Below are 25618 nucleotides of genomic sequence, written 5' to 3'. Positions count from 1 at the left end.
TTAAGCCATTTAGATAGCTTATGGACTAGAAGTTATTTTGTTTCTACTGCTAGGAATGTTTCCCCCATCTTCAACGCTCGAAACTTAACCTATAAACTGTGCAATACTGGGCACACTAAAAAGGTTATTTGGATTAATTAATCCAAATAACCTTTTAATTTATCTATCTAGAAATAATTTCTAAAATAGTTTGTTCTACATTTTCATTTACCGCTGTTGGTCCTCCTAATATAGTTATATGCCTTTTACTTTCCCTTATATATGTTTTCATATCATTGGTTAGATTATCTCTACTAACTAATAATATAGGAGTATTTAATTTTCCAGCCAACGCTCCACTAACTAAGCCATCGGGAAAATCATAACCATTTACCATTAATGCACTATCAGAATCAGGGAAGAACTTTTTAGCAACTTCTATTGAAGTACCTTCTCTATCAGTTTCAGCTATTCTTTCCACTGAATATAGAGAAGAAAGTTTATTTTCAATATTTTTATTTACTACTGATTCTCCACCTATTATTTTAACATCTTCAATATTCCAATCAGCTAACGCATTCATAGTTTCTTTTTTTATTTTATTGCTATTTACAAATAATATAGGATATCCATTATCAGCAGCTACTGCACTGGCACTTAATATATCTGGAAATTTATATCCATTCACAATTATTGCTGTATCCACATTATTGCCATCTACCACATGTTCACCTATTTTAATAGCAGTTTGTTCTCTATTCTTTCCAGCTATTCTATAAATATTTAAACCTTTAGACTTTAACTCTCTCTCAACTTTTCTACTTATTGAACTATTATCACCAATAATATAGATATTTTTGACTTGTAATCTTTCAATTTCAGTTAAAGTATCTTCATTAAGTTTATACTTTGGATTAAGAAGTATTGGAGCATCTAAATTAACTGCAAGAGGTGATGAAGCTAATGAATCTGAATAACTTCCTCCACTAGCAAGTATTACATTTTCAGCACTATCATATTGTTCCTTACTTACTTCTACTGCTGTTTTATATCTATCAGAACCTGATACTCTGGAAACAGAATTAGAAACTTCTTCTCTACTTATATTTACTTCTGTTTCTGCTGTTTGATCTACTATATCAAATAAAGTAAAATTAAATTTGTTTTCACCAACCTCTAAATCTACTTCATAATCATAAGTTTCCTCAACGGGTCCTACTTTAACCGCGTCATTGAATCCATCTTTCTTATATATTTCACTATCACTTTGTTTTAATTTTAAATAATCCAAATTATCAGACATGTGAAGTCTTATCGTAGCTTTGCTAGAATCTATCTCTCTCTCAAGTACTTCTGCTTCAAGAGTAGGAGCAGTTGTATCAACATAGAATCTCCTTATCAAACTTGATTCTTTACCATTTTCTGTTATTGCTTTAACTCTCATTTCCTTATATCCGTCTTCTAATTCAACATTTTTAGTAAATTTATAAGCTGGTCCATTTATTAATACTCCTCCTGAACCATCTTCAACTTTAACAGATTCTAAGAATTTAATATTCGCTTCAATATCTTCATTTATCAATACTTTATCTAGATAATTTACATTTGTAACATAACCTTCTACTTTTATCTCACTTTGATTATATACATCTAATAAATCTGGCTGTAATATATATATATATGGTTCTTCTTCTGCAAAACCTGATACTTCTGACTCACTATAATTATATATATTGTCATATGCTACTATAGCTACTTTTGACTTATCAGTTGTTGAATCTGGAAGAGTTAGACTATATTCTTCTTGTCCTTCTTTTGCGTTTAGAGTTAGTTCACCAACAAATTCTCCATCAATCATAAATTCAAACAAATTAAGTCCTGCATTTTCATCTTTAGCTTTAAATGATAATTCTTTAGTTTTATTATCATATTTTATATCTGTAACCTCAGGACCTAAAGTATCAATAACAATAGGCATCTCATATGTTTGATATTTAGCATCTTTATAATCTATTTTAGCTTCTATCTTATAGATATATTCTCCATCTTCAACATATTCACCATCAACTTTACCATCCCATAAAGCATCTTCTACTATTGTAAATGGATTATTTCTGCCTCCATCAATATAATTTTTACGTACATATTTACTTGTAGATATATTCCTCAATTCATTACCTTGACTATCTGCAATTTTATAATTTACAGTTTCAGCATTTCTTAAGAATGATAATATAGGTAACACATTACCATATCCAAAAACTTCTCCTGCTACTGTTCCTGGATTCATATAAATATCTTCATCGTAAAAATATATTCCATCATTACTTATATGACCAAATCCAGAATAATCAAAATAACTCTTACCAAAATGATCACTAGTCATTAAACCATCTATTATATTAGGCTTATCCCACTCACCATAATATCCACCAAAGGGTACTGTTAAATCATTATGGGTATCAGTAACTTCATTTAATTTAATAAACCCTTCTATAAACATATCTCCTAATTCTCTTACATCCACATCATTAGATATATCTATTGTAACTTGAAAATTTTTAGAACCATTTGCTGGCACTACTACAGTATCCGTTCCAGACACTTTAGCATCTACATAATCAGATGTTAACATATTTAATTTTTCACCAGTACTTACATCTATAGCATCTTTTAAAGTGATAGCATCTACTTTATAAGTTACTTCATCATTACTTAAATTTTTTGCTGTTAATCTCATTTTAATAGTTGTAGAATCAAAATCTTTTAACTCTACCTTAGCTTCTTTTGTTACACTATCAACTACTATAACAGGTGTAGAAACGGCTGAATGTAAATCCATTAACCCTGCACCCTGTCTTCTAGGAGATATTTCAACACCATAATCATCTGTTACAGTTTTCGAAGTATTCATAAGTAATGCCTTTGAATATTTAACTCTTTCTAAAGAACTAATTCCATTAAATACAGGCTTCTCTTTAATATACTCAAGAGCAAGTGCAGAACCACCAGCCACATGAGGAGCAGCCATTGAAGTACCACTCATTACTCCATATTTATCATTGTTAAGAGTTGAATATATTTGTCCTCCTGGTGCAGTGAGTTCAGGTTTAAGTTCTAAAGATGGAGTAGTTCCCCATGAACTGAAGTCTGACATCTTTCCACCATTTGGATTAATTGCCTCTATTACACCTTCTGGGAATTCTACTTCCTTAACCTCTGCATCCATCATAGCCTTTCCAGCAGTATTTCCTATGAAAGCCGCAGGTATATCTGTACCAGATGGGTATTGCATATTCATAAGCTCGTCCCCACCTGATTCGCTATTAAATATTATAACTCCCATTGCACCAGCTTCATCTGCATTCGTTATTTTATCTGTAAATGCATGTTCTCCTCTTTGTATGAGTGCAATTTTACCTTCTACATCTCCAACTTCTTCAACTGTTCCTCCTAACCCACCATAAACATATTCATATGTGTCTGGAAGAGCCTTATATAATTCTTTAGAACTTGCAATTGCCATAGCTGCCTCTACTTTTTCATCATCCTTTGTATATCTAAGATAAGGCACAGTAGATTTTATATTTTCTATAGAAGCTACAGAAATAGTTGGTTCATTAAGCCCAGGAGATCCTACTACTCCAATATCTGGGTTCTCTCTAAGAGGAAATCCATAGTTTGTACCAGTCCATCCATCTACTATAGTTCCAGAATTTCCAGCTGATATAGATGATACTATACCATTTTCTTCAGCATTTTTAAGTGCCTTATTTTCAGGAGAATCTGGATTATAAAAACCAGATGGTGATCCAAGACTCATATTTATAACATCTGCACCTAAAGTTATAGCTTCTTCTATGGCTACTAAATATATATCAGAAAAAGTAGTAGAATACATTGGATCATTTGAAAATACTTTCATAGCTAATAATTGTGCATCAGGAGCTACACCTTTTATTCCACCATTATCAGTATCTCCATTTGCTCCTGCAGTACCAGCAACATGCATACCATGCATAGAAGCACTAGGTCCTTTATCTATTACTTCATTATTTAAATCATAATAATTATACCCATAAGGAACTTTTTCAGTAAAGTATTTACCTAATACATCTGCATTCTCTATATCATTTTTATCTAATGCTTTTTCTACACCATCATCCAATATCATATCTCTATGTGTATAATCAATTCCTGTATCAAGTATTGCTACTACTTGTTCTTCACCTTTAAATCCCAAATCCCAAGTTTCTTCTGTTCCAATCATTTCACCAGTATTAATCATATCTGGTTTTGGTCTTTCATATTCATTTGAAATATAAACCTTTTTAACCGAGTCAAGCCTCTCAATAAAATCTAAATCTTTAAATTTAACCTTACCACTAAAGCCATTAAATGATACAACAAAATCATCTTTATAATCCATTTTTATATTTCTTGAGCTTATATTGCTTTTAACAGTCTTATGTTCAGATATGATGTTTGTTTTTATCTTTTTCTTTTCTGATTCTGACATCTTATTATAAGGAACTGCTTTTTCATTTGCAATAGATATTGCAGGCCTACTTTCAAGTTCTACAACTATCCTTACTTCATCATCATCATCAAAAAAGTCTTCAGGCTTGTCTACAACTTTTGTATCTTTAGTCTTCTCATTAAAATCTTCCTTGACTGCATCCATATATGGATCTGTTTCTGCTGATACTTTATTATTTGGAAGAATCGCCCCTGAAAAAACAAGTGTGAAAGCTAATACAAATGCAATAAACTTTTTACAATTTACCACTACTATTACCTCCCCAGGTTTTTTAATTAAATCCCTATTAAAATTCTGTCCCCCTTTCTTTCTTTTTTGTAATAAAATTATTAACTAATCACAACATAAGTATATACTAATATTTGTAATATTTCAATTACAAATAAAATTTAGAATTATTTGAATATATGCATTGCATAAAACGCAATTATGGTAAAAATTATAATTAGAGTAACGGTTCTATAATAAATGTTGGGGTGGAAAATCACTTCACCACTTTTATGACTTTTCCATGATCTCCTCTATATCATATAGATTTAATTATTGTTTCAGCTAAAATAAAATCAATTTCCGTATCAATATCTATAGAACTTCTATAATCCATTATATATGGAACAGTTTTAGATGTTTGAAATGATTTTGTATCAAGAAGGACTTCTGTCTTTGCTATATATATTGCACCATTTGGCCTATATAAATCTGTGAAATCTTGTCTACGTGTACTTTTCATCACATCATATTCAAAATATCTTTCAATATATCCATCAGTATTAATTGTTCTAAGCCACCATGGTGGATGTTCTTCTTTGGTTACAGAAATCAAAGATTCAACTTCTATCTTATTATTTAAAATCTTTTCTATAGCTTCATCTATATGATTTTCATTTCTGAGTGGTGAAGTGCACTGAAGTAATGCAACATAGTCTGGTTTATAGTTTTCTTTATTTTCCAAATACGTAAGCGTATGAATAATTACATCCATTGTTGATGATGTATCAGTAGCAAATTGTGCCGGCCTTTGAATTATTGTAGCCCCATATTTCATTGATATATCTGCAATTTCTCGATCATCGGTTGATACAATAACCTTGTTAATATATTTAGATTTTAAGGAAGCATCTATAGTCCAGGCAATAAGTGGTTTGTCAATCAAAGTCTTAATATTTTTTCCAGGTAATCCTTTCGAACCCCCTCTTGCTGGTATGATGCACAAAATGTTATCCATATTATAGCTCCTTATATCTTTTATCTTCAATATTAACAGTCTTTATGCCAACATCTTTCATCGTAAGTTGACCTATCACATAATTATCAAATGCCGGTTCAATACTTTCATTTCTTGCACTTTTAAGCAACAACTCAATAAAACTCACTTCCGCCATATGAGTCGCTGGATATCCTCCTCCAAACCGAGGATTAATATCAATTACATAGATTCCATTATTAGTTTCTATGACATCAGTATCAAACGGCCCAAAAGGCTTCAACTTCTCTGCTAGTTTTTTTATTACATTTTTGATATCCTCATGTTTTACAGTAATTGCTTTATCGGTCTCTCCACTTCTCATTGATAACTTCTTTTTAACAACCACCCTTACTGGTATACCATCGTTATCAACAAAAGTATCTATTCCATATTCTTCTCCATTAAGATATTCTTGAATTATCATCCCCGGTTTATAAAACGTGACCAACTCTTCATCATTGTCAATAATCCTAGAATCTACACTCCCACTTCCGTATATAGGTTTTATAAATACAGGAAATTCAATTTTATTATCAAATAAATCGTTCTTAAAATCTTGAAGATTATCATATGTCTTAATAATATTAAATCCATTTTCAGTTAAAAAAGTATTCATCTTAGTTTTGTCGTAGCATATTTCTAGGACTCTTTTATCTGAGACTAGTACTATTATTCCTTTTTCAGAAAACACATTTTTATATTTAGACAATATATATATTTCAGGATCGATAACAGGAATAATTAAATTTATATCATATTCCAAACACAATTTTAACAGATTTTCTACATAAGATTGTTCATCATCTACAGGTTTAGGTAGAATAAAAGATTTATCTACGTTGCCATATAAGCCACTAGCAGTTTTATCACAGTCAGAGGCATATACTTTACCGTTGAAATTTATTGTATTCTTTATAAATTCAACAAGATATCCTCTTCTTCCGATATTTGTAATTAATATGTTCATCTTGATCCCGCCTTTCTACTAATTTCTTCTATAAATATGTTTGGAACTCCACCCGTATTTAAATATAAAACATTCGTGTAAGTCTTGTTTTCAGTTAAATACTTTGTCATTGCATAAAAACTCTTTGCGTTATAAATGGGATCAAGGAGTATGCCGTCGGACTTAGCAATATCCTTCATAATCTTGATAATTCTTTCATCTATTTCACCATATCCAATACCACTATTTTCAAGAATATTAATACTTGATTCTTCAACAAGTACATTTTGAGAATCAATTTTTCTCAACCCATTTATCATATCAATAATCTCTTTTTTGCATCTTTTAGATTCTCTTGCCACAGTTACTCCGAAAATTTCGCCATCAAATTTAAATTTATCTTTTCCATGTAGTAAACCAGCTTGAGTAGTTCCAGTGCCAGTTGGAAGAAAAATTGCATCGAAGTTAACATTTAAAGCTTCACTTTGACTAAGGATCTCATTCATAATATCAGAATATGCCATTGTTGCTATAGGAGTATGTCCTCCCCCAGGTACAAAATAATAATTGACTCCTTTTGTATCCTGAGTATTCAAGTGATTATCAATATACTCTCTAGCATTTTCTGAACTACATACGTACTTGTTTACTCCAATAAAATCTATCAGCAAGCTATTTCCCTCAACTAAATGTGATGCATTGTTATGATCCTGTATGATGATTATATCACAATCCAAACTAAAATAAGCTGCAACAGCAGCAGTCACTCTTACATGATTTGAATGAATGCTTCCAAAGGTGATTAATTTCTCCGCTTTTTGTTTAATAACATCTGAAATTATGTACTCATACAATCTTACTTTGTTTCCACCAAAATAGAAATCAATCAAATCATCTCGTTTCATATATATTGAAGTGTTACCAATCTCTTTTTTAAGCTTAACAATAGGGGTTAAATTGTTAATTAAATTAATTTTATTGATACATCTCACCTCCTTGGGCTGTATTCAGATCTATGATTTCATGCACTTATTTATTGAACTACAACGTTAAATATATTTTCTTCCCATTAATTACTGTATATATAGACTCTTTTCCGGGAAAATAAAAAGCTTTAACTCTTGTAATAATTTCATCATTAGACATTTCTTTAATATCAACCTGCTTAAATTTTTCCAAATCTGATCTTCTTGTATAGAACATCCCTTTAAACATCTGGTTAGTAATTGAATTTTGCTTAATACGGTTGTTTATTCCTTCAATAATACTGGGTAATGTCTTCCTAAACAATTCTACTCCATACTCTAGGGTATTTAGAAAAATTGAATATCCGGTATCATCTTCAGTCACATCAAAATATGAAATATCAATAACATCACCAGTGTCTACATCGGCGTCTATATAATGCAAGGTAACTCCAAACTTTTCTTCTCTATTTAACATAGCCATAACATTACAAAATGAGCCACGATAACTAGGCAATGGACCACCATGCATATTGATAATTCCTTCCTTGAAATGATCAATTAACGGTTGTTTTATAATTTTGTGAAACCTAATCGTAAAGCCTAAATCGACTTCTAACTCCATACATTCGTCCATACTAATAACAGGGATGTTATTTTTAATAGCATATTCGGAAACTGTTTCTTCGTCAGATACATAGCCTAAATCTGTTACAACTCCTACTAGTTCAACCTCCTTACTAGTATGTAATATTTCTAAGCATCTTCTAGCTGTAGGAATTGTTCCGAATAAAACAATTCTTTTAGTCATCATTTCAACTCCTTTTCAAGCAAACTTTCTTTCTGGTAATACTCTTTTAAAGTATCTACAATAATTCTACTCGTTTGTCCATCTCCAAATGGATTAACAGATTCTTTAACTAATTTCAAAAACTCACTGTCATTTATACATCTATCAACCGCATTCCTTATCTCAGTTGCTGAGTAATCAACATCGATTACGTTTGTTGATCTTATTCTACCTTTTTGTCTATTTCCAATATTTACAGTCGGCGTTTTAAATATTGGTGTCTCTAATAAGCCGCTACTAGAATTCCCAACAACAGCATTAACATACTTCATAAAACTTAAATATTTAATTCTCCCTAAATTCTCAACAAAAATAAATTTGTCATACTCGAACCATTCTTTATATTCTTCAATTATTTCCGCACCACCCGCATCTGTATTAGGGTAAGTAATAATCACTTGATAACCTGTTTCTTGTAAAGCTTTTAAAGACTCCCTTACCTGAATCCGTGATGCTTCCCAACTAGAAGCTACCGGATGCTGAGTAAATAGTATGACTGGTTTATTAAATGATACACCGAACTCTTCTTCTAAACTCTTCATACTAAGCAAATTTTCACTCAATACAGTTTCTACTGCTGGAGAACCAGAAATTAAGATTCGCCACGACTCTTCACCTAATTTTTTGATATTTTCTCCATTTACTTCACATGTGACAAAATGCAATGCAGACATTTTTGTAATGAGATGTCTAATAGTATCATCTAGGCATCCACCCTGTGTTACATTTCCTCCACCACTATGAACAATTGGAATCTTGCAAAAAAAGGCTGCTTGAGCAGCTGCAAATGTCTCATACCTGTCCCCCAACACAAAAAAATAATCAGGCATTTCTCTTGTTAAAATCGGACCAATTTTTCTTATTAAATCACTCGCTTCAAAAACTATATCTACATCAGAACTACCCGAAGACTCAATATCTATTTTATAGTCAATATTAATTCCATCGTTTTCAATTTCTTCGACTGTGTTTCCATATTTTTTAGATAAATGGGCTCCAGATACTATAAGTCTATACTCCATCTCAGAGTCATTACTTACTCTTTTAATAATAGGAGCAAGTAATCCGTATTCTGATCTATTACCAGTAAAAAATAAGACTTTTACTCTTTTTTTCATTTTATCACCCAATACTTTCTATATTGATAATTACTCCAATTCACCTACCATATCCCACGTTAATATTTCGTCTTTTAATAAGTTTCTCGTAACTGTTCTTCCAAGAATAACTTCTAAGTATTTTGAAGATAATCCTGTACCAGGTTTTTTAATTGCTAAATTTTCTTCAGTAAATTTATTCCCTTTTTCAATATCTTCACTTATTACAATGCTTCTACGAGAAATTTTTCGCATTTCAATTTCTTCATCACAAACAATTTTATATTTTGTTCCTAAAGCTTTTTCGATATTTCTAATTGCCGAAACCATATGTCTTAACTCTTCAGGATTTAAAGAAACTTTATGATCTGGGCCTTCCATAGATTTATCCAAAGTTATATGCTTTTCAATCATTTTTGCACCTAATGCAACAGCCGCAATATCAGCTTCTATTCCTAACGTGTGATCAGAAAAACCAATCGTTGCATCAAAAGTATTTTGTAAAGTCTTTATAAAATTCAAATTGACTTTATCAAAGCTGGTTGGGTACAACGACACACAATGAAGAATTACTAGCTCTTGATTATTGAATTTTTTTATGTATCTTACACATTCATCAATTTCAGATAGGTCGGCCATTCCCGTTGATAATATAATTGGTTTTTGTTTCATAGCAATATACTTTATAAGCGGGAAATTATTAATTTCTCCAGAAGGTATTTTTTGATATTTTACATTCAGACTTTCTAATGTATCAACGCTATCGTTGTCAAATCCAGTAGAAAGAAAATCTAATCCTACTTCATCACAATATCTTTTTAACTCAACATGATCTTCATACGACAACTTTAATTTCATACTCATTTCAAATGAGCTCTTGAATTTTGAATTTTGTTCTTGGTAATTTGCATAAGGAGTTGTTTTTATTTTCGTTTTTTCTGGATTGAAACTTTGAAATTTGACCGCATCCACCCCTGCTTCTTTTGCTTCTTTAATAAGTTTTCTAGCAATATCAATATCACCATTATGATTTACGCCAATTTCACCAATGATATAAACCTTTTTCTCTGATTTCGTCACCATTCTAACACCTCAATTCATCAAAATTACTACTTTTCCAATCTTCTTCTCATTTCTTCCATTTCATCTAATTGTCCCATATCCAACCAACTATTCTCACTTATTGGATACACACCAATTTTTTCTCGACTAGACTTGTATTTTTCAACGATATCTGGAAATCCAACAGACTGATTTTCTTCAAGTTCTTCAATTACTTTAGGCTCTACTACATACATACCAGTATTCGTGAAAAATGAAAGTTCGGGTTTTTCCTTCATTTCTTTAATTTCGCCTGTCTCACTAATTTCAATAACACCATAAGGTATTTTGATATTTTTTAAAGAACATACCATTGTAATTAAATTATTTTCCTTCTTATGATAATTATATATCTTTTCATAATCTTCTTCTATTAGAATGTCACAATTTGATAAGATGAACGTAGAATGTATCTTCCCTTTAAGAAGGCTGAGTCCCCCACCAGTTCCTAAAGGTTTATCTTCATCTACATAATCAACAATATAGTTCTTTTCTATTTCGTTAAAGTACGCTTTGATCATATTCTTCTTGTGGTTTACAACAAGATAAAACTGCTCACTTCCAGATTGATTAAACCGATTCATAATATGCTCGACAATCGGGATTTCACCAATCGGAATCAAAGGCTTAGGAAGAATTTTAGTATAAGGATATAACCTAGTTCCAAGACCTCCAGCCATAATTACAACTGGAACATCCAGGTTCCGTTTTAGTTCAATTTCTTCATCATTCCAAAGTACAACCGATAGAATATTTTTTTCTTTATCCACTATAGGTAAAGCCTCAATAGAGTGCTTTCTCATGTATTTCTTAGCCTTATTTTTATCTTCCTCAAATAGTGATTTAGGACTATAGTTAGCTATATCTTTAACTTTTGCATCTAGATTCCCTTTCTTAAGAATCCATCGTCTGATATCACCGTCGGTAATTGTCGCAACAAAATGACCTTCTCTGACAACAAAAAGGACTTTCTTTGCAACTTTATCCAGCCGCTCCATGGCTTCTAATATTGTGACTTCTTCATCAATTAAAAAATCTATAATATCCATTCCTACACCTCTTTTCAGAAATTACTCACACCACCTGTGGTTGTTTTAAGCATTCAACTACATATTCAGCATCTTCTCTAATAAGATTAGAACTGCATGGAATGTTCACTACATGTTCTAAATATTCTTTTGCTTTCTCAATTTTAAATATCTGACTTCCTTCATAAGGTTTTTGATCACTTATAAGACCCCAAATCGGCCTTGACTGAACTTTCTTTGAAGCTAAATATTGGATGACTTGATCCCGGTTTATTGAATAGGACTCGTCAATATATAAAGCATAAAACCAATAATTAGACCTAATATTATCTTTAAATTCTAAAATTCTTAATCCTGGAATCTTATCGATTTCACTTTTATAAAATTCATAATTTTCTTTTTTGGTTTGAATAAAACCTTCTAACTGCTCAAGCTGCGCAAGACCCAATGCTGCTTGGAGATTAGTCATTCGGTAATTATATCCAATCTCATCGTGGGTATAATAAAGCTCATCGCTCTTTGCCTGGGTTGTAAGATACTTGGCTCGCTTTAGTAGTTCTTCATTATTGGAAACAATCATTCCACCGCCACCAGTAGTTATAATTTTATTTCCGTTAAAAGAATATATACCTACATCACCGATTGTCCCAGCATGCTTGTCTTTATATTTCCCATTAAGATAATAGGTTCCGATAGCTTCTGTAGCATCCTCTATTACTCTAAGGTTGTACTTTTCTGCAATATCAATGATACCTTCCATATCAGCCATATTACCAAATATATGAACCACTAATAATGCCTTAACATGCTTTTTAGTAGCATTATTAGTTAGTTTACCATCATCAAAACTACACTCATTTTCACAAAATGCTCTTAATTTAGCTACATCCATGGTAAGTGAATCATCACAATCCATAAATACCGGTTCAGCACCAATATACTTCACCGGGTTAACAGCTGCAATAAAAGTAAGTATTGGAACAATGACTTCATCATCTTTTGTGACTCCACAAACTTCAAGTCCTATGTGAAGTCCTGATGTTCCATTCTGACAGGAAACAGCTCCCTTGCAATGTGCATATTCTGCTACTTTCATTTCAAAATCATTTACATAAGGACCGCCTGTCGACACCCATTCTGTTTCCACCGCATGTGCAACATACTCAAGTTCTTTCCCTTTCAAATTTGGAACTGATAAAGGAATGAATTTTTGGCTCATCTGAACACCTCCCATTTAAATGTTGTAAATGTCTATCTTATATTGATCTAAATTGTTCTTGAAGAATTCTATTGTCTCTGCTAAGCCTTGCTCAAAAGTGTAATGAGGTTTCCATTTTGTTAGTCCCATAATTTTTTTATTAGATCCCAAAAGTCTATTCACTTCACTCTTTTCTGGTCTTAATCTTTGTTCATCACAAACAATCTTTGCTTTCGGATTGATTTGGCGAATCAATTCTTCTGCTAATTGACCGATTGAAATCTCCTGTTGAGTTGCAATATTGATTTCTTCACCTATTGTCTTATCAGATTTAGCAATCTCCATAAATCCATTTGCTGTATCTTTTACAAAGTTGAAATCTCGTGTTGGTGTTAATGAACCCAATTTAATTTCTTCTTTTCCTGCTAGAAGTTGGGTAATAATTGTAGGTATAACAGCTCTTGCTGATTGTCTTGGACCATAAGTATTAAATGGACGAACAATCGTAATAGGCATATTAAAGCTTCTATAAAAAGATTCAGCCAATCTATCAGCACCTATCTTAGTTGCTGAATATGGAGATTGTCCTTGGTAAGGATGTTTTTCGTCTATCGGAACATATTGAGCTGTTCCATATACTTCCGATGTTGATGTAATGAGTAACCTTGATATTTCTAAATCTCTTGCCGCTTGTAATACGTTTAAGGTTCCTTTAATATTTGTATCTACATAGGTATCTGGCGAGTGATAACTAAAAGGAATAGCAATTAACGCCGCAAGATGAAACACTTCATCTATTCCCTTCATGGCTTCTCTTACACCATTGGGATCTCGGATATCTCCAGTAAATACTTCTATTTCATTCATAATGTCTTTAGGTAATGTATCTAACCATCCCCACGAGTTGAAAGAATTATAATATGCAAAGGCTTTTAATTTATAGCCTTGTTTTACTAATTCTTCTGTTAAGTGACTTCCAATGAAGCCGTCTGCTCCAGTAACTAATACTTTTTTCATATTATTGCCTCCTATATATTTTAAAACTAACTATCTATTTTTTACAATTAAATTCTTTTTCTTTTAATTTATTATTCATATAAAAAAGTTGAGTATACTTTGCTAAATATTTTACATCTACATTAAACTTTAATATATTTAATGTATTATCATTTTCAAAGCCTAAATGGCAGTTAAGTTTATTTGTTATAATCATTTTTCTTAATTTTAAAATATAAATAAAACATGGCTATAAAATCTCTACAAACTAGATAAGGGCAAGTATTCAAAGGAATACCCACCCCAACTATTGACAAAGAGCCAAAAAACTTAGAAAATGTCATTTCATCTTCTAAGCTGTTTTAAGGTTATATTTTATATTAAGGAAAATTATTTACTATTTTTACTTGCAACAATTTCTTTATCTATATCTAATTTCCTAACATTATTTATATCCTCTGGTCTCTTATATGTGGGAACCAATTTACCAATTTCTTTTTTAAGTTCATTATTAGATTTAAAACACATCGCTTCTTCTAAATTCCTTAACTTTTTGATCAATACTTTATAATCACTAAATATAGGCTGTCCTATAAAAATTTTCTCATGAGTAGTAGATTCTAATCCTTCTTCATCCATAAGTAATTCTTCGTATAATTTTTCTCCTGGACGAAGTCCCACTATCTTTATAGGAATTTCTTTATCAGGTTCAAATCCGGATAACCTTATCAAATCTCTAGCTAAATCTATAATTTTCACTGGATCTCCCATATCAAGAACAAATATTTCTCCTCCATTAGCCATTGCTCCAGCTTGCAATACTAATTGACTTGCTTCTGGTATAGTCATAAAATATCTTATAATATCCTCATGAGTTACAGTAACAGGTCCTCCTTCAGCAATCTGTTTTTTGAATAGAGGAATTACACTGCCATTACTTCCTAAAACGTTTCCAAACCTAACCGCAACAAATTCAGTATTACTTACTTTATCAATAGATTGTATTATCATTTCACAAAGTCTTTTAGTAGCTCCCATTATATTAGTAGGATTTACTGCCTTATCTGTAGATATCATTACAAATTTATCTACTCCATATTTATCTGCAGCTCTAACTACATTAAAAGTTCCAAATATATTATTCTTAACTGCTTCATGAGGATTTGATTCCATTAAGGGTACATGCTTATGAGCTGCTGCATGAAATATTACATTAGGTCTTAATCTTTCTACTATACTATTAATTCTACGATTATCTCTAATAGAAGCTATTATTACTTTAAGATTCAAGTCTTCATATTTTCTCTTTAATTCATTCTGTAAATCATATGCATTATTTTCATATATATCTAATATTACAAGTTCTTTTGGTAAAAATCTTGCTATCTGTCTACATAGCTCCGATCCTATAGACCCTCCTCCACCAGTTATCAATACTCTTTTTCCTCTTATATATTCATTTATTTGTTCTGTATCTAAAATAATCTCATCTCTGCCTAACAAATCTTCTATTTTTACATTTCTAAGTTGTTTTATACTTATCTTACCATCTATAAGTTCATATATTCCTGGTAAAGTTTTTACCTTACATTTAGTCTCTTTACACTCTTCTAATATTTCTTTTATTTCTGACTTGCTAGCTGAAGGCATTGCAATAACTATCTCATCTATATCATTTTTTATAGCTTGACTTCTAATATCATATCTCTGACCTCTAACTTGTACCCCATGAATTTTTCTACCTTCTTTAGATTTATCATCATCTATTAATACTACTGGATCACTATTTAAATTCTTATGATTTTTAAATTCTTTTATAACCATGGCTCCAGCATCCCCAGCTCCTACTATCATGACTCTTTTTCTTTCAGTATCTATAGTTATATTTAATCCATCATTCTTCATTCTTCTCAATACTCTATAACTGAATCTGACTCCACCAATAAGCATAATATCTAGTATAGTAGTCATTAAATATATACTTCTAGGAAAATGAATACTCCTTATATACATATAACTAATAACTGCTGCGTTTGCTATTATTGTAGTTTTTATTATTTGAACTAATTCATCTATACTTGCATATCTCCAAAGACTATTATATATACCAGATAAACTAAAAATTATTATCTTTATTAATGTTATAATAATTATATTATCAATATATAATGTCATCATTCCTTTTGGTACACTCAAATCGAATCTTAAATAAAATGATAATAAATACGTAGCACTTATAAGTATAATATCAGTAAATAATAATATGGCTATTCTCTTTTGCTTTTGCATATCCTCACTTCTTCCTAATTATGATTATAAAATTATTATTGCTAAGTATATTTTATATTAATATATTTATATAGGCAAGGTATCGAACTATTAAATTTTTATTTTACAATTAAAAAAGTAGGTATTTTTTCATACCTACCTTTCAATAATCATATATATAATACATATTTAAATACTTTATCGTTTTAATATAATATATCTTTCTTTATTTATTAATTTTAATTATTTATTTTAGAATACATACTTTCATAATAATTTGTATAATCACCAGATATTATATTTTCAATCCATTCTGTATTATTTAAATACCATTCGATAGTCTCTTTAATTCCTTGTTCAAAAGTATATACAGGTTTCCATCCTAATTGAGTTGTTATTTTAGTATTATCAATAGCGTATCTTCTATCATGACCTGGTCTGTCTTTAACATATTCAATTAAATCTTTTGATTTACCAAGAGTCTTAATAATTAACTTTACAATTTCAATATTCGCCTTCTCATTATTCCCCCCAACATTATAAACTTCTCCATCTTGCCCTTCATGAAGTACTATATCTATTGCGGAACAATGATCTGATACATGTAACCAATCTCTTACTTGCATACCATCTCCATAAACAGGTAACTCTTTTTCCTTTAAACAATTATTTATCATAAGGGGTATTAATTTTTCTGGAAATTGATAGGGACCATAGTTATTACTACAACGAGTAACATTAATTGGCATACCAAAAGTCTCATAATAAGCTCTTACAATCATATCTGCACTTGCTTTAGAAGCTGAATATGGACTATTGGGCATGAGTGGCATGGTTTCAACAAACATACCTATTTCTCCAAGAGCACCATATACTTCATCAGTAGAAACTTGCAGAAATTTAACTCCTGGTTTATATTCTTTGCAATACTTATCATTTGGATTCACTTTCCAATATTTCTTAGCTGAATCTAAGAGCACTTGAGTACCAATGATATTTGTTGTTAAGAACACTTCTGGTTCCTCAATACTTCTATCTACATGAGATTCTGCAGCGAAGTTTACAACTGATGTGATATCATTATTCCTAAAAATTTCTTCAATTTTTTCTCTATCTCTAATATCGACTTTTATAAACTCATAATTTGGATTTCCATCGATATCTTTAAGATTCTCTAGATTCCCTGCGTATGTAAGGGCATCAATGTTAATAATCTTATAATCTGGATACTTTTCAAGCATTAACTTTACAAAGTTGCTTCCAATAAAACCTGCACCACCTGTTACTAAAATATTTTTCATTTCGTTAATCCTCCTAAGCTTTCATTAACATTTTAATTGAAACGATAGTCTCACTAATATCTTTTCTTTTTATACTCAGATAAGTAATGTATGCAGTACCATAAAATAATACTGTAACCCAAGAATTTATATACCATCCAGACAATATGAATACTACCGTCAATGATAGTTCTAATAAAATATCTCTTACCATATTAATTTTAAGAATATTGGATAAAATAAGCTCTGCTAGTATAGATCTAATTGCTAACAAAACTACTATTGATAGAATTGCCAGATCTAGATTTTGAAAAATAATCGTAGTTAATAATGTGAAGAATAAACTTAGGGAAACAGAAACTAAATTAATCTTAAGCATTAACTTTTCTTTTCTCAATGTTTTCAAATAGGTATTAATCAATAAAGCCATCTTACCTTCATATATAAACATTGGAAAAACAAGTGCCATATACATTAAGCTCTCTGAATATTTAGGAAGCCAAGTAGATAATAGAGTTTTTAAAGGATAATATCCTGCTAATAGTCCTAATAGCACTACCATTAAAAAGTCTCTCATCACAGAATAAATTCCAGGAAGCTTTTTCTCATCTGTTCTTCTTAAAATTGGAAACATGATGATGCCAACAGCATTTATAAAAAGCATCATCAAATTTGATACATTTAATGTTAAAGATACTTTCCCAAATGTTTCAACATCCCAGCTTCGCTCAATTCCAAATCTTACTACTCCTATAATTAACATGCTTGCAATATTAGCAAACATCAATTTCATTCCTACACTAATGTTTTCAAACGTTTCTTGGAAACTAAAATAAAATGATGACATTTTTTTAAATACGATATCTTTACAAAAATACATAGCTAGCAATAAAGAAATAAATCTCCCAATAAGGTCTGCGATAATCATTAATTTATATTCCCTAATTCCTATCAAAAGAAATAAAATAATAATTGAAAAATATAATATCCGACCAATCATCGTTACCTGTGCATATTCCTTTATACGATTTGTTGCTTGCAACACGAAAATCAACATATTACGTACATTTGTAAACAGCAAACAAATCCCAGTCGTTTGAAGTATAAAAATTCGATTGACATCCGCTATGAAAATCTGAGTCGCAATAAAAATTACTCCCGCGATAATTATTTGTGTTCCCATCAACATATAAAATTGTGAAAAAAACAGCTTCTTATCTAGCTTTACATATTCTTCTCCACCATATCTTAAATATATACCATCATTCCATCCAAAATGTGAGAATCCAACATATGATGCATAAAACAGATAAAGCTGCCAATAGCCATATTCTTCAACACCAACTAATTTAGGTACTATCAATACAACTAAAGTTGAAATAATTAAAGAGATTAAATTTGATGATAATGTATAAGAAAAGTTTTTTATGAAATTTATTACTTTACCATTCAATGTATTAACCCCTTTTACAATAATTGAGATTATCTATAAAACGATCCAACGCATCCTGCCATCGATGCAATCTAATAACTCCAGCCTTATCTGTATTCTCTTTAGATAATCTTGAATTCAAGGGTCTCTTAGCTTTAGTTGGATATTCTTCAGTAGAGATAGGATTTACTTTGACTTCAATTCCAGATTTCTCAAATATTGATTTTGCAAATTCACACCAGCTACAATATCCCTCGTTGACTCCGTGATATGTCCCATATTGATTAGTTTGAACTAAGTTCAAAATATATTCAGCCAAGTCTTTTGTGTATGTAGGTGCACCAATTTGATCACTAACTACATTGATTTCATTTTTTGTTTCTGCTAATTTAAGCATTGTCTTAACAAAATTATTTCCGTTTGATCCGTACACCCATGATGTTCTTACAATAAAATATTTTTCTGTTAATTCTCTTACATTCTTTTCGCCTTGTTCTTTTGTATATCCATAATAATTCACTGGATTCGTTTCTTTATCTTCAATATGTGGATCCTGCCCCAATCCATCAAACACATAATCTGTACTTATATAAACTAACTTCGCATTAATCTCTTTAGCTGATTCAGCAATGGTCTTAGTTCCTTCTACATTAATTGTATAGCACAAATCTTTCTCTTCTTCAGCTTTATCAACTGCAGTGTAAGCAGCACAGTGAATAATTATATCTGGTCTTTCCTTTAAGATGTAGGTCTTGACTTCCTGTTCATTTGTAAGATCAAACTCTTCTCTTCCAGGAGCAATAACATCAAGATTCATTTCTTTCAGTTTCATAACTACATCATGACCAAGTTGACCATTTGCTCCAGTAACAAAAAATTTTAAACTGAAATCCACATCACTTTCTCTGTATACGGGAGCATTTAAATCTTTCTCTGAAAGTATTGGTTCCTTAATCCCCCATTCTACTCCGATTTCAGGATCATCGAATCTAATGCTTCTATCGCACTCTGGTGCATAATATTCATCAACTTTATATTGAACTTCTACATCATCTGTTAATGTTAAGAATCCATGAGCAAAACCTTTAGGGATTAATAGCTGTCTCTTGTTATGTTCTGATAATTCAACACCTACCCATTTTTTATATGTGGATGATCCCTTTCTTAAATCGACAGCTACATCTAAAATCTCCCCCTTTGTACACCTTACCAATTTTGTTTGCGCTTTAGGATTTGTTTGAAAATGTAAGCCTCTCAATGTTCCCTTCTGCGCTGACATAGATTGATTATCTTGAACAAAATCTAAATCAATACCTAATTCTAAAAATTTCATTTTTGAATATGTTTCAGTAAACCATCCACGATGATCCCCAAAAACTCTTGGTTCAATTATCAAAACATCTTCAATTTCCGTTTTTATAATATTCATTGAGTAACCTCACTTAATATCTTATTTTACCTTCAGCAACCTTCTTTAAATGTTCTCCATAAGGAGATTTCCCATACTTTTCAGCTGATGCTAAAAGGGTTTTTTTATCAATCCAACCGTTATGATAAGCAATTTCTTCTAAGGCAGAAATTTTTATACTCTGTCTCTTTTCAATCATTTGCACAAACTCGGCTGCTTCAATTAAGCTATCCATAGTACCGGTATCAAGCCACGCATACCCTCTTCCAAGCAATTTTACATTAAGAGTATCATCCTCAAGATACATTCTGTTCAAATCAGTTATTTCAAGCTCACCTCTCGCTGAAGGCTTAACCTTTTTAGCAAAATCAATTACTCTATTGTCATAAAAATAAAGTCCAGTAATACAATAATTAGACTTTGGATTCTGTGGCTTTTCTTCTACCGATATTACCTTCCCTTCTTCATCGAATTCAACTATTCCAAATCGTCCAGGATCATGAACATAATATCCAAAAATTGTTCCCTTACCGTTTTGAGCATTTTCTGCCGCCTCTTTTAGGATAGGAGTAAATCCATTGCCATAATAGATATTATCTCCCAGAATCATGGCCACATTATCGTCACCGATGAACTCTTCTCCAATAATAAAAGCTTGTGCTAACCCATCTGGCGAAGGTTGTTCTGCATACTCAAGATTAATACCAAATTGACTTCCATCACCCAACAGTCTTTTAAAATTAGGTAAATCATGTGGAGTTGAGATAATTAATATATCTTTGATACCTGCTAACATAAGGACAGAAAGCGGGTAATAGATCATAGGTTTGTCATAAACTGGTAATAATTGTTTCGAAGTAACCATTGTAAGCGGGTATAATCTAGTTCCTGATCCTCCTGCCAAAACTATTCCTTTCATCTAAATCCTCCTTGCAAATCACTTCACAATCTCTTGTATAGTAACAAATTTTTGATTTCTATTATTTTGATCATTTGATTCTATTGAATAGAATGTAACCAAAGCTAATAACCACCAAATAAAGTCAAAAGGCTTACTAAAAAAATTAGGCTCAATAAATCCGTGAATAATACCAGCTATTAACGCAAAATATGCAGAGTTTCCATTATTGATTAAATGTCTCCCTTTTCTAATTTTTATTAACAAATATCCAATCAAAAACAAGTATAAAAAAGTACCTATCACACCTGTATAAATTAAACTATCTAATATCCAGTTATGACTTCTAATTTGACCAGCTGATTCAACATTTGTACCATATCCCAAAATTACTTTCTCAGTAATTAATTCCAGTTTACTTTTATAAACAGCACCTCTTCCAGCAAAAGCTGCATCATAATTACCAAGAGATATTTGTTGTATTTTAAAAGTAGCTTTGTATATAAAATCATTAAAAACTGTATTTGAAAACATCTCGACTAACAAACCATTATATAGCATGATAACAATTCCAAACACAAAAACTGATATTAAAACCATTGTTAGAGTAGCTTTTTTTTGAGTTAAATAGTATAAATAAACAATAAGAATAAATGTAACAATACTACCAAAAGAAAATGTAAATACAAGGCCTATAAATCCAAATAAAAATACTACTTTGTGCTTTTTTGAGTTTTCTTTCTTAGGTAATAAAAGAAAATAGGTTACACACACAAGTAGCAATGCAGCAATGAAATTTGAACCTCCAATGGATACGGCCATTTCCTTTTTTAATAATATACCATTTTGATAATATGTAGTTAATACTGTTCCGATTGTCTGTAGTGATAGCCAAATTGTAAACATGGACAAGATGCGATTTAATATTTCTTCAGCTTCTTCATATTTTGAAATGTAGGATGAAATTACAATCATGAAAAAAGGAATAATACTAACATTTAACCTATATACAGTCCCAAATACATCGACTTTATTTGATAATAAAGAAAGTATAACTATAATAATATGAAATAAGAAACCCATTAATAATATCATATTTACTTTGATCTGACTGCTAAAAGCTATAAGAAATGCTATTAGTAAAGATGACATCATTAATAGGGTGGAAAAACTATCAAAGACTTCAGGTAGATATAAAAATCCACTTCCACTATTAGAAAAACCAATAATTGATATTAAGATTACATATAATGATATGTTCATTAGCATTTTTTTACTAAAACAGTAGCTGCTATACATCAATTCACCTCTTTACATGAATATTCTGGAGCACTTTGAGCCGATAGTCTGGTAAGTTACTTATTTGAGCTTATATAATTCTATAAATAACATCTTTTTGTTTAAGCTACTTTTCACAGCCAATGCGCCAATGACTTTTCTGAAATGCTGAGATCAGTACTGACATAATTACCCACTAAACGATTCTCCCAAACTAGAATATTCACCACAACCTACGATAACAATTTTTTCTTATTGATTTTTATAAGAAAAACACCTGTTTATCAAAATCATAAACAGTGAGTTCCTTCTATTTCTCATATTAAATAAAAATCTTTCCAAGCTAGAATTACGACCGTAATTAATAGATGCATCTTCTAAATGTAAAACACTAATCTCAGGAAAATACATGATTTTGTAATTCTTTTTTTGAATATAATCATATAGTAAATCTTCTTCAGAAAATAAAAATGTTCTAGGAACAAAAGCAATTGTCTCTTTATCAATATAATTCTTGGTATAAATTATACATGAACCATGGGGAACTATATCTCCCATATCATAATCAATGAAATCTTTACTTGCTTTTCTTTTGGAAGAATAATTATTAACAAATTTAATTAAATGCTCTTTAAACCATCCGAACTTAATAAATACTAAAACGATATTGTATAATAAAAGTCTTTTTATAATCCTTAAATTACCTAACTTTTTTATCCTATGAGGATTTTGATGGACATTATCTTTAGAAACTATATCCGGCGCAATTATATCAGCACTTTTAGATGAAACTAATTCCATTAATTTACTTTCAAACTTCCTATCGTTAATAAGTATATCATTATTCATCACAATGATAATATCAGCTTTAATTTGTTCTTTAGCAAAAAGATATCCAATATTATTCCCTTTTGCAAAACCTAAATTTTGATTATTAAGAATAACAAAAATATCTTTTCTTGATTGATAGGCTTCTTTAATTTCTAAACCTGTATTATTTGGTGACCCATTATCAACAATTATTATATTCGAGTCCTCACCTTTACCTTTATCTAAGCATTTTATACACTCAATCGTTATATCTATATTTTGATAATGTAAAATTACGTAACTAATTTTCATAAATACCCCCATTCCTAAACTTTAAAATTTAAATTAGATAAATTATTCATTGTTATACCATATTCTTATATATTTATTACAGATATCTCTCCGTTTTTAAAAACTTGAGTTATTAACACAACTTAAGGATAGTGTTTTATAGTTAGCAACCAAGCCATTTATTTTTTTTGCTATTTCGGTGGGGCATTTATGATTAGCAGAAAATGCAACTATTCCATCTTTGAATTGACCATCAAAACCCTGATCTTTAGTATATACAACTGGTAGCCCTTGGCTCATTGCCCCTGCATATACTAAACCAAAAGTCTCATTAATAGATGGTAATACAAAAATATCATTTTCTCTGTATATTCGAATAAATTCATCTTTTGTTTTAAAACCTAAATAATTCACATAATCCAAATCTTTAATTCTACAAAATACCTTTTTATCTTTCACTTTTCCAACTACACTAAACCTAACATCAATATCCTTTTCTCTTGTTGACTTTAACTATTTGTTCTTCAAGTCCTACTAAAAGTCCTGAAATGATCTTAACTTCATCATTTTCTATCAAAGTTCCGTCTAATAAAATCCAAGAATCAAAAGTAAAATTCATTCTTTCAGTATTTACATCCTTATTCTATAAAAATATAACTTTAAAGTCAACAGATAATATGTATTTATTCATATTCATATTTTTATAATAATTCTTACATTATGATCAATAATATTCGACATTTAATATTAAGATTTTCATATTTCACCCTAAATTAATCATATACCTCAGAATAAAGTTCAGATATATTATCCCAATCAAACCTATCCACTAATTTAATACATCTATTAGATATTTCACTATAGTTTTCTTTAATTTTCAAAATTTTATCAGCAATTTCATATTCATCCATACAATCAACTGAATATCCTACTTCCCCTTCATTAAATTGTCCATCAAAACCTTGTCCTCTAGTGTAAATAACAGGAAGTCCTTGAGACATAGCCTCTGCATACACAAGTCCAAAGGTTTCATGTTTTGAAGGCATTATAAATATATCTGAATTTCTATAATACTCTATAAGCTCTTCCTTTTGGCAATAAGGTATATATTTTATAAACTCATATTTCTCAATAATATTCATATAGTTCTTGTTTTTTACTTTTCCAATAACTTTGTAATTTACTTTATATCCTTGTTCTATTAACAATTTACAAGTTTTTACAGTAGTTTCTATGTTTTTATTACTATCTATATTCCCTACATATATAAGATTTGTTTTCTTATATTTTGATTTGAAACTTTCTTCAGCTTTATTGTTTAGCCAAAATTTATCTATTCCATTAGGTATAACTATAGCTTTATTTTTAATTTCTTTTTTATGTTTTGCAGGAATAAATTTATCTAAAGTATATTCTTTATAAGATTCTGATAAAAATACTATCTTCTCAGCATTTTTAAATATTTTAATTCCTAATCTTCTTAAATGTATCATTTTCTTAAAAAAGATATTTATATCAGTATTTCTTACCGCCACTATATATGGAATTTTGTATTTTTGATTTAATTTATATGCTATATAACCATTTGAAAACAATGAATGAGCATGCATAATAGTATAATTATTAATTTTTAATTTTCTTTGAATGTCATTTAAAACTTTTGTATGCTTTAAATGAAATAAAAATCTATCAATCTTATCATAAGATTTAGATATATATATATTTGAACTATATTCATTGTCTATATTATAATTTCTATCTGTAAAAACATAAACATCTTCTTTAACATTAATTTCTTCTAACGAATCAAATAATCTTTGATACAATTTTGAACCAATATAATATGAACATATTTGTAAAACTTTAATTTATATCAACCCCAATTATGTTGATTTTAAATTATTATCTATTCTAATCAACTTTAAAATAAAATTACATTATCATCTACAATCTCCAATATAAATAATTCATCTCTTCTGCTTTCTTTCTATCCATCATACCTTTTAC

The 25618-nt window shown here is 30.1% G+C and carries 20 protein-coding genes; all 20 read right to left on the bottom strand.

Annotation, left to right across the window (positions count from 1 at the left end; genetic code table 11):
* Positions 1–163: 163 nt before the first annotated feature.
* The 20 genes from GOQ29_RS01950 to GOQ29_RS01860 all read right to left on the bottom strand — a co-directional run bounded on the left by GOQ29_RS01950 (position 164) and on the right by GOQ29_RS01860 (position 25437).
* Positions 164–4768, bottom strand: coding sequence for a cell wall-binding repeat-containing protein (locus GOQ29_RS01950; RefSeq protein WP_203370901.1), 4605 nt, complete (start codon positions 4766–4768; stop codon positions 164–166).
* Between the two features lie 277 nt (positions 4769–5045).
* Complete coding sequence (locus tag GOQ29_RS01945; protein ID WP_203370899.1) at positions 5046–5744, bottom strand: acylneuraminate cytidylyltransferase family protein; 699 nt, start codon at positions 5742–5744, stop codon at positions 5046–5048.
* Between the two features lies 1 nt (position 5745).
* On the bottom strand, positions 5746–6732 hold the full coding sequence (locus GOQ29_RS01940) for an ATP-grasp domain-containing protein (RefSeq protein WP_203370897.1): 987 nt from the start codon (positions 6730–6732) through the stop codon (positions 5746–5748).
* Positions 6729–7703, bottom strand: coding sequence for a 1-aminocyclopropane-1-carboxylate deaminase/D-cysteine desulfhydrase (locus GOQ29_RS01935; protein WP_203370895.1), 975 nt, complete (start codon positions 7701–7703; stop codon positions 6729–6731). The genes GOQ29_RS01940 and GOQ29_RS01935 overlap by 4 nt, the downstream gene beginning before the upstream one ends.
* A 49-nt stretch (positions 7704–7752) precedes the next feature.
* Positions 7753–8487, bottom strand: a complete 735-nt coding sequence (locus GOQ29_RS01930) for a formyl transferase (protein ID WP_203370893.1) — start codon at positions 8485–8487, stop codon at positions 7753–7755.
* A complete protein-coding gene (gene neuC, locus GOQ29_RS01925; protein ID WP_203370891.1) occupies positions 8487–9644 on the bottom strand; it encodes a UDP-N-acetylglucosamine 2-epimerase in 1158 nt (385 codons plus the stop codon). Before neuC ends, GOQ29_RS01930 begins: the two co-directional genes overlap by 1 nt.
* A gap of 30 nt (positions 9645–9674) precedes the next feature.
* A complete protein-coding gene (neuB, locus tag GOQ29_RS01920) occupies positions 9675–10706 on the bottom strand; it encodes an N-acetylneuraminate synthase (RefSeq protein WP_203370889.1) in 1032 nt (343 codons plus the stop codon).
* A gap of 26 nt (positions 10707–10732) precedes the next feature.
* On the bottom strand, positions 10733–11773 hold the full coding sequence (locus GOQ29_RS01915; protein ID WP_203370887.1) for a sugar phosphate nucleotidyltransferase: 1041 nt from the start codon (positions 11771–11773) through the stop codon (positions 10733–10735).
* 25 nt (positions 11774–11798) lie between these two features.
* Positions 11799–12971, bottom strand: coding sequence for a LegC family aminotransferase (locus GOQ29_RS01910; RefSeq protein WP_203370885.1), 1173 nt, complete (start codon positions 12969–12971; stop codon positions 11799–11801).
* A 15-nt stretch (positions 12972–12986) separates the two neighbouring features.
* Entirely contained in the window at positions 12987–13967 is a 981-nt protein-coding gene (locus GOQ29_RS01905; RefSeq protein WP_203370883.1) for an NAD-dependent 4,6-dehydratase LegB, read from the bottom strand.
* Positions 13968–14336: 369 nt separating this feature from the next.
* A complete protein-coding gene (locus tag GOQ29_RS01900; RefSeq protein WP_203370881.1) occupies positions 14337–16235 on the bottom strand; it encodes a polysaccharide biosynthesis protein in 1899 nt (632 codons plus the stop codon).
* Between the two features lie 218 nt (positions 16236–16453).
* A complete protein-coding gene (gene rfbB / locus GOQ29_RS01895; RefSeq protein ID WP_203370879.1) occupies positions 16454–17515 on the bottom strand; it encodes a dTDP-glucose 4,6-dehydratase in 1062 nt (353 codons plus the stop codon).
* A gap of 13 nt (positions 17516–17528) precedes the next feature.
* On the bottom strand, positions 17529–18947 hold the full coding sequence (locus tag GOQ29_RS01890; protein WP_203370877.1) for an MATE family efflux transporter: 1419 nt from the start codon (positions 18945–18947) through the stop codon (positions 17529–17531).
* A 4-nt stretch (positions 18948–18951) separates the two neighbouring features.
* Positions 18952–20355 (bottom strand): dTDP-4-dehydrorhamnose reductase, encoded by a 1404-nt coding sequence (rfbD, locus tag GOQ29_RS15195; protein ID WP_203370875.1) that lies wholly within the window; start codon positions 20353–20355, stop codon positions 18952–18954.
* 13 nt (positions 20356–20368) lie between these two features.
* The gene (rfbA, locus tag GOQ29_RS01880) at positions 20369–21253 is read right to left on the bottom strand and encodes a glucose-1-phosphate thymidylyltransferase RfbA (RefSeq protein ID WP_203370873.1); all 885 of its coding nucleotides are present in this window, start codon (positions 21251–21253) and stop codon (positions 20369–20371) included.
* 18 nt (positions 21254–21271) lie between these two features.
* Entirely contained in the window at positions 21272–22531 is a 1260-nt protein-coding gene (locus GOQ29_RS01875; RefSeq protein WP_203370872.1) for an O-antigen ligase family protein, read from the bottom strand.
* Positions 22532–22762: 231 nt separating this feature from the next.
* Entirely contained in the window at positions 22763–23632 is an 870-nt protein-coding gene (locus GOQ29_RS01870) for a glycosyltransferase (protein WP_203370870.1), read from the bottom strand.
* A 96-nt stretch (positions 23633–23728) separates the two neighbouring features.
* On the bottom strand, positions 23729–24070 hold the full coding sequence (locus GOQ29_RS01865; protein WP_203370868.1) for a glycosyltransferase: 342 nt from the start codon (positions 24068–24070) through the stop codon (positions 23729–23731).
* 25 nt (positions 24071–24095) lie between these two features.
* The gene (locus GOQ29_RS14795) at positions 24096–24230 is read right to left on the bottom strand and encodes a hypothetical protein (RefSeq protein ID WP_286672852.1); all 135 of its coding nucleotides are present in this window, start codon (positions 24228–24230) and stop codon (positions 24096–24098) included.
* Between the two features lie 154 nt (positions 24231–24384).
* Positions 24385–25437, bottom strand: a complete 1053-nt coding sequence (locus GOQ29_RS01860; RefSeq protein WP_203370866.1) for a glycosyltransferase family 4 protein — start codon at positions 25435–25437, stop codon at positions 24385–24387.
* Positions 25438–25618: the final 181 nt, after the last annotated feature.

The sequence above is a fragment of the Anaeromonas gelatinilytica genome (assembly GCF_016820635.1).
Classification (GTDB): domain Bacteria; phylum Bacillota; class Clostridia; order Tissierellales; family SIT17; genus Anaeromonas; species Anaeromonas gelatinilytica.
Note: the sequence above shows the minus strand (reverse complement) of the source record. Positions and strands in the feature narration are given on the sequence as shown.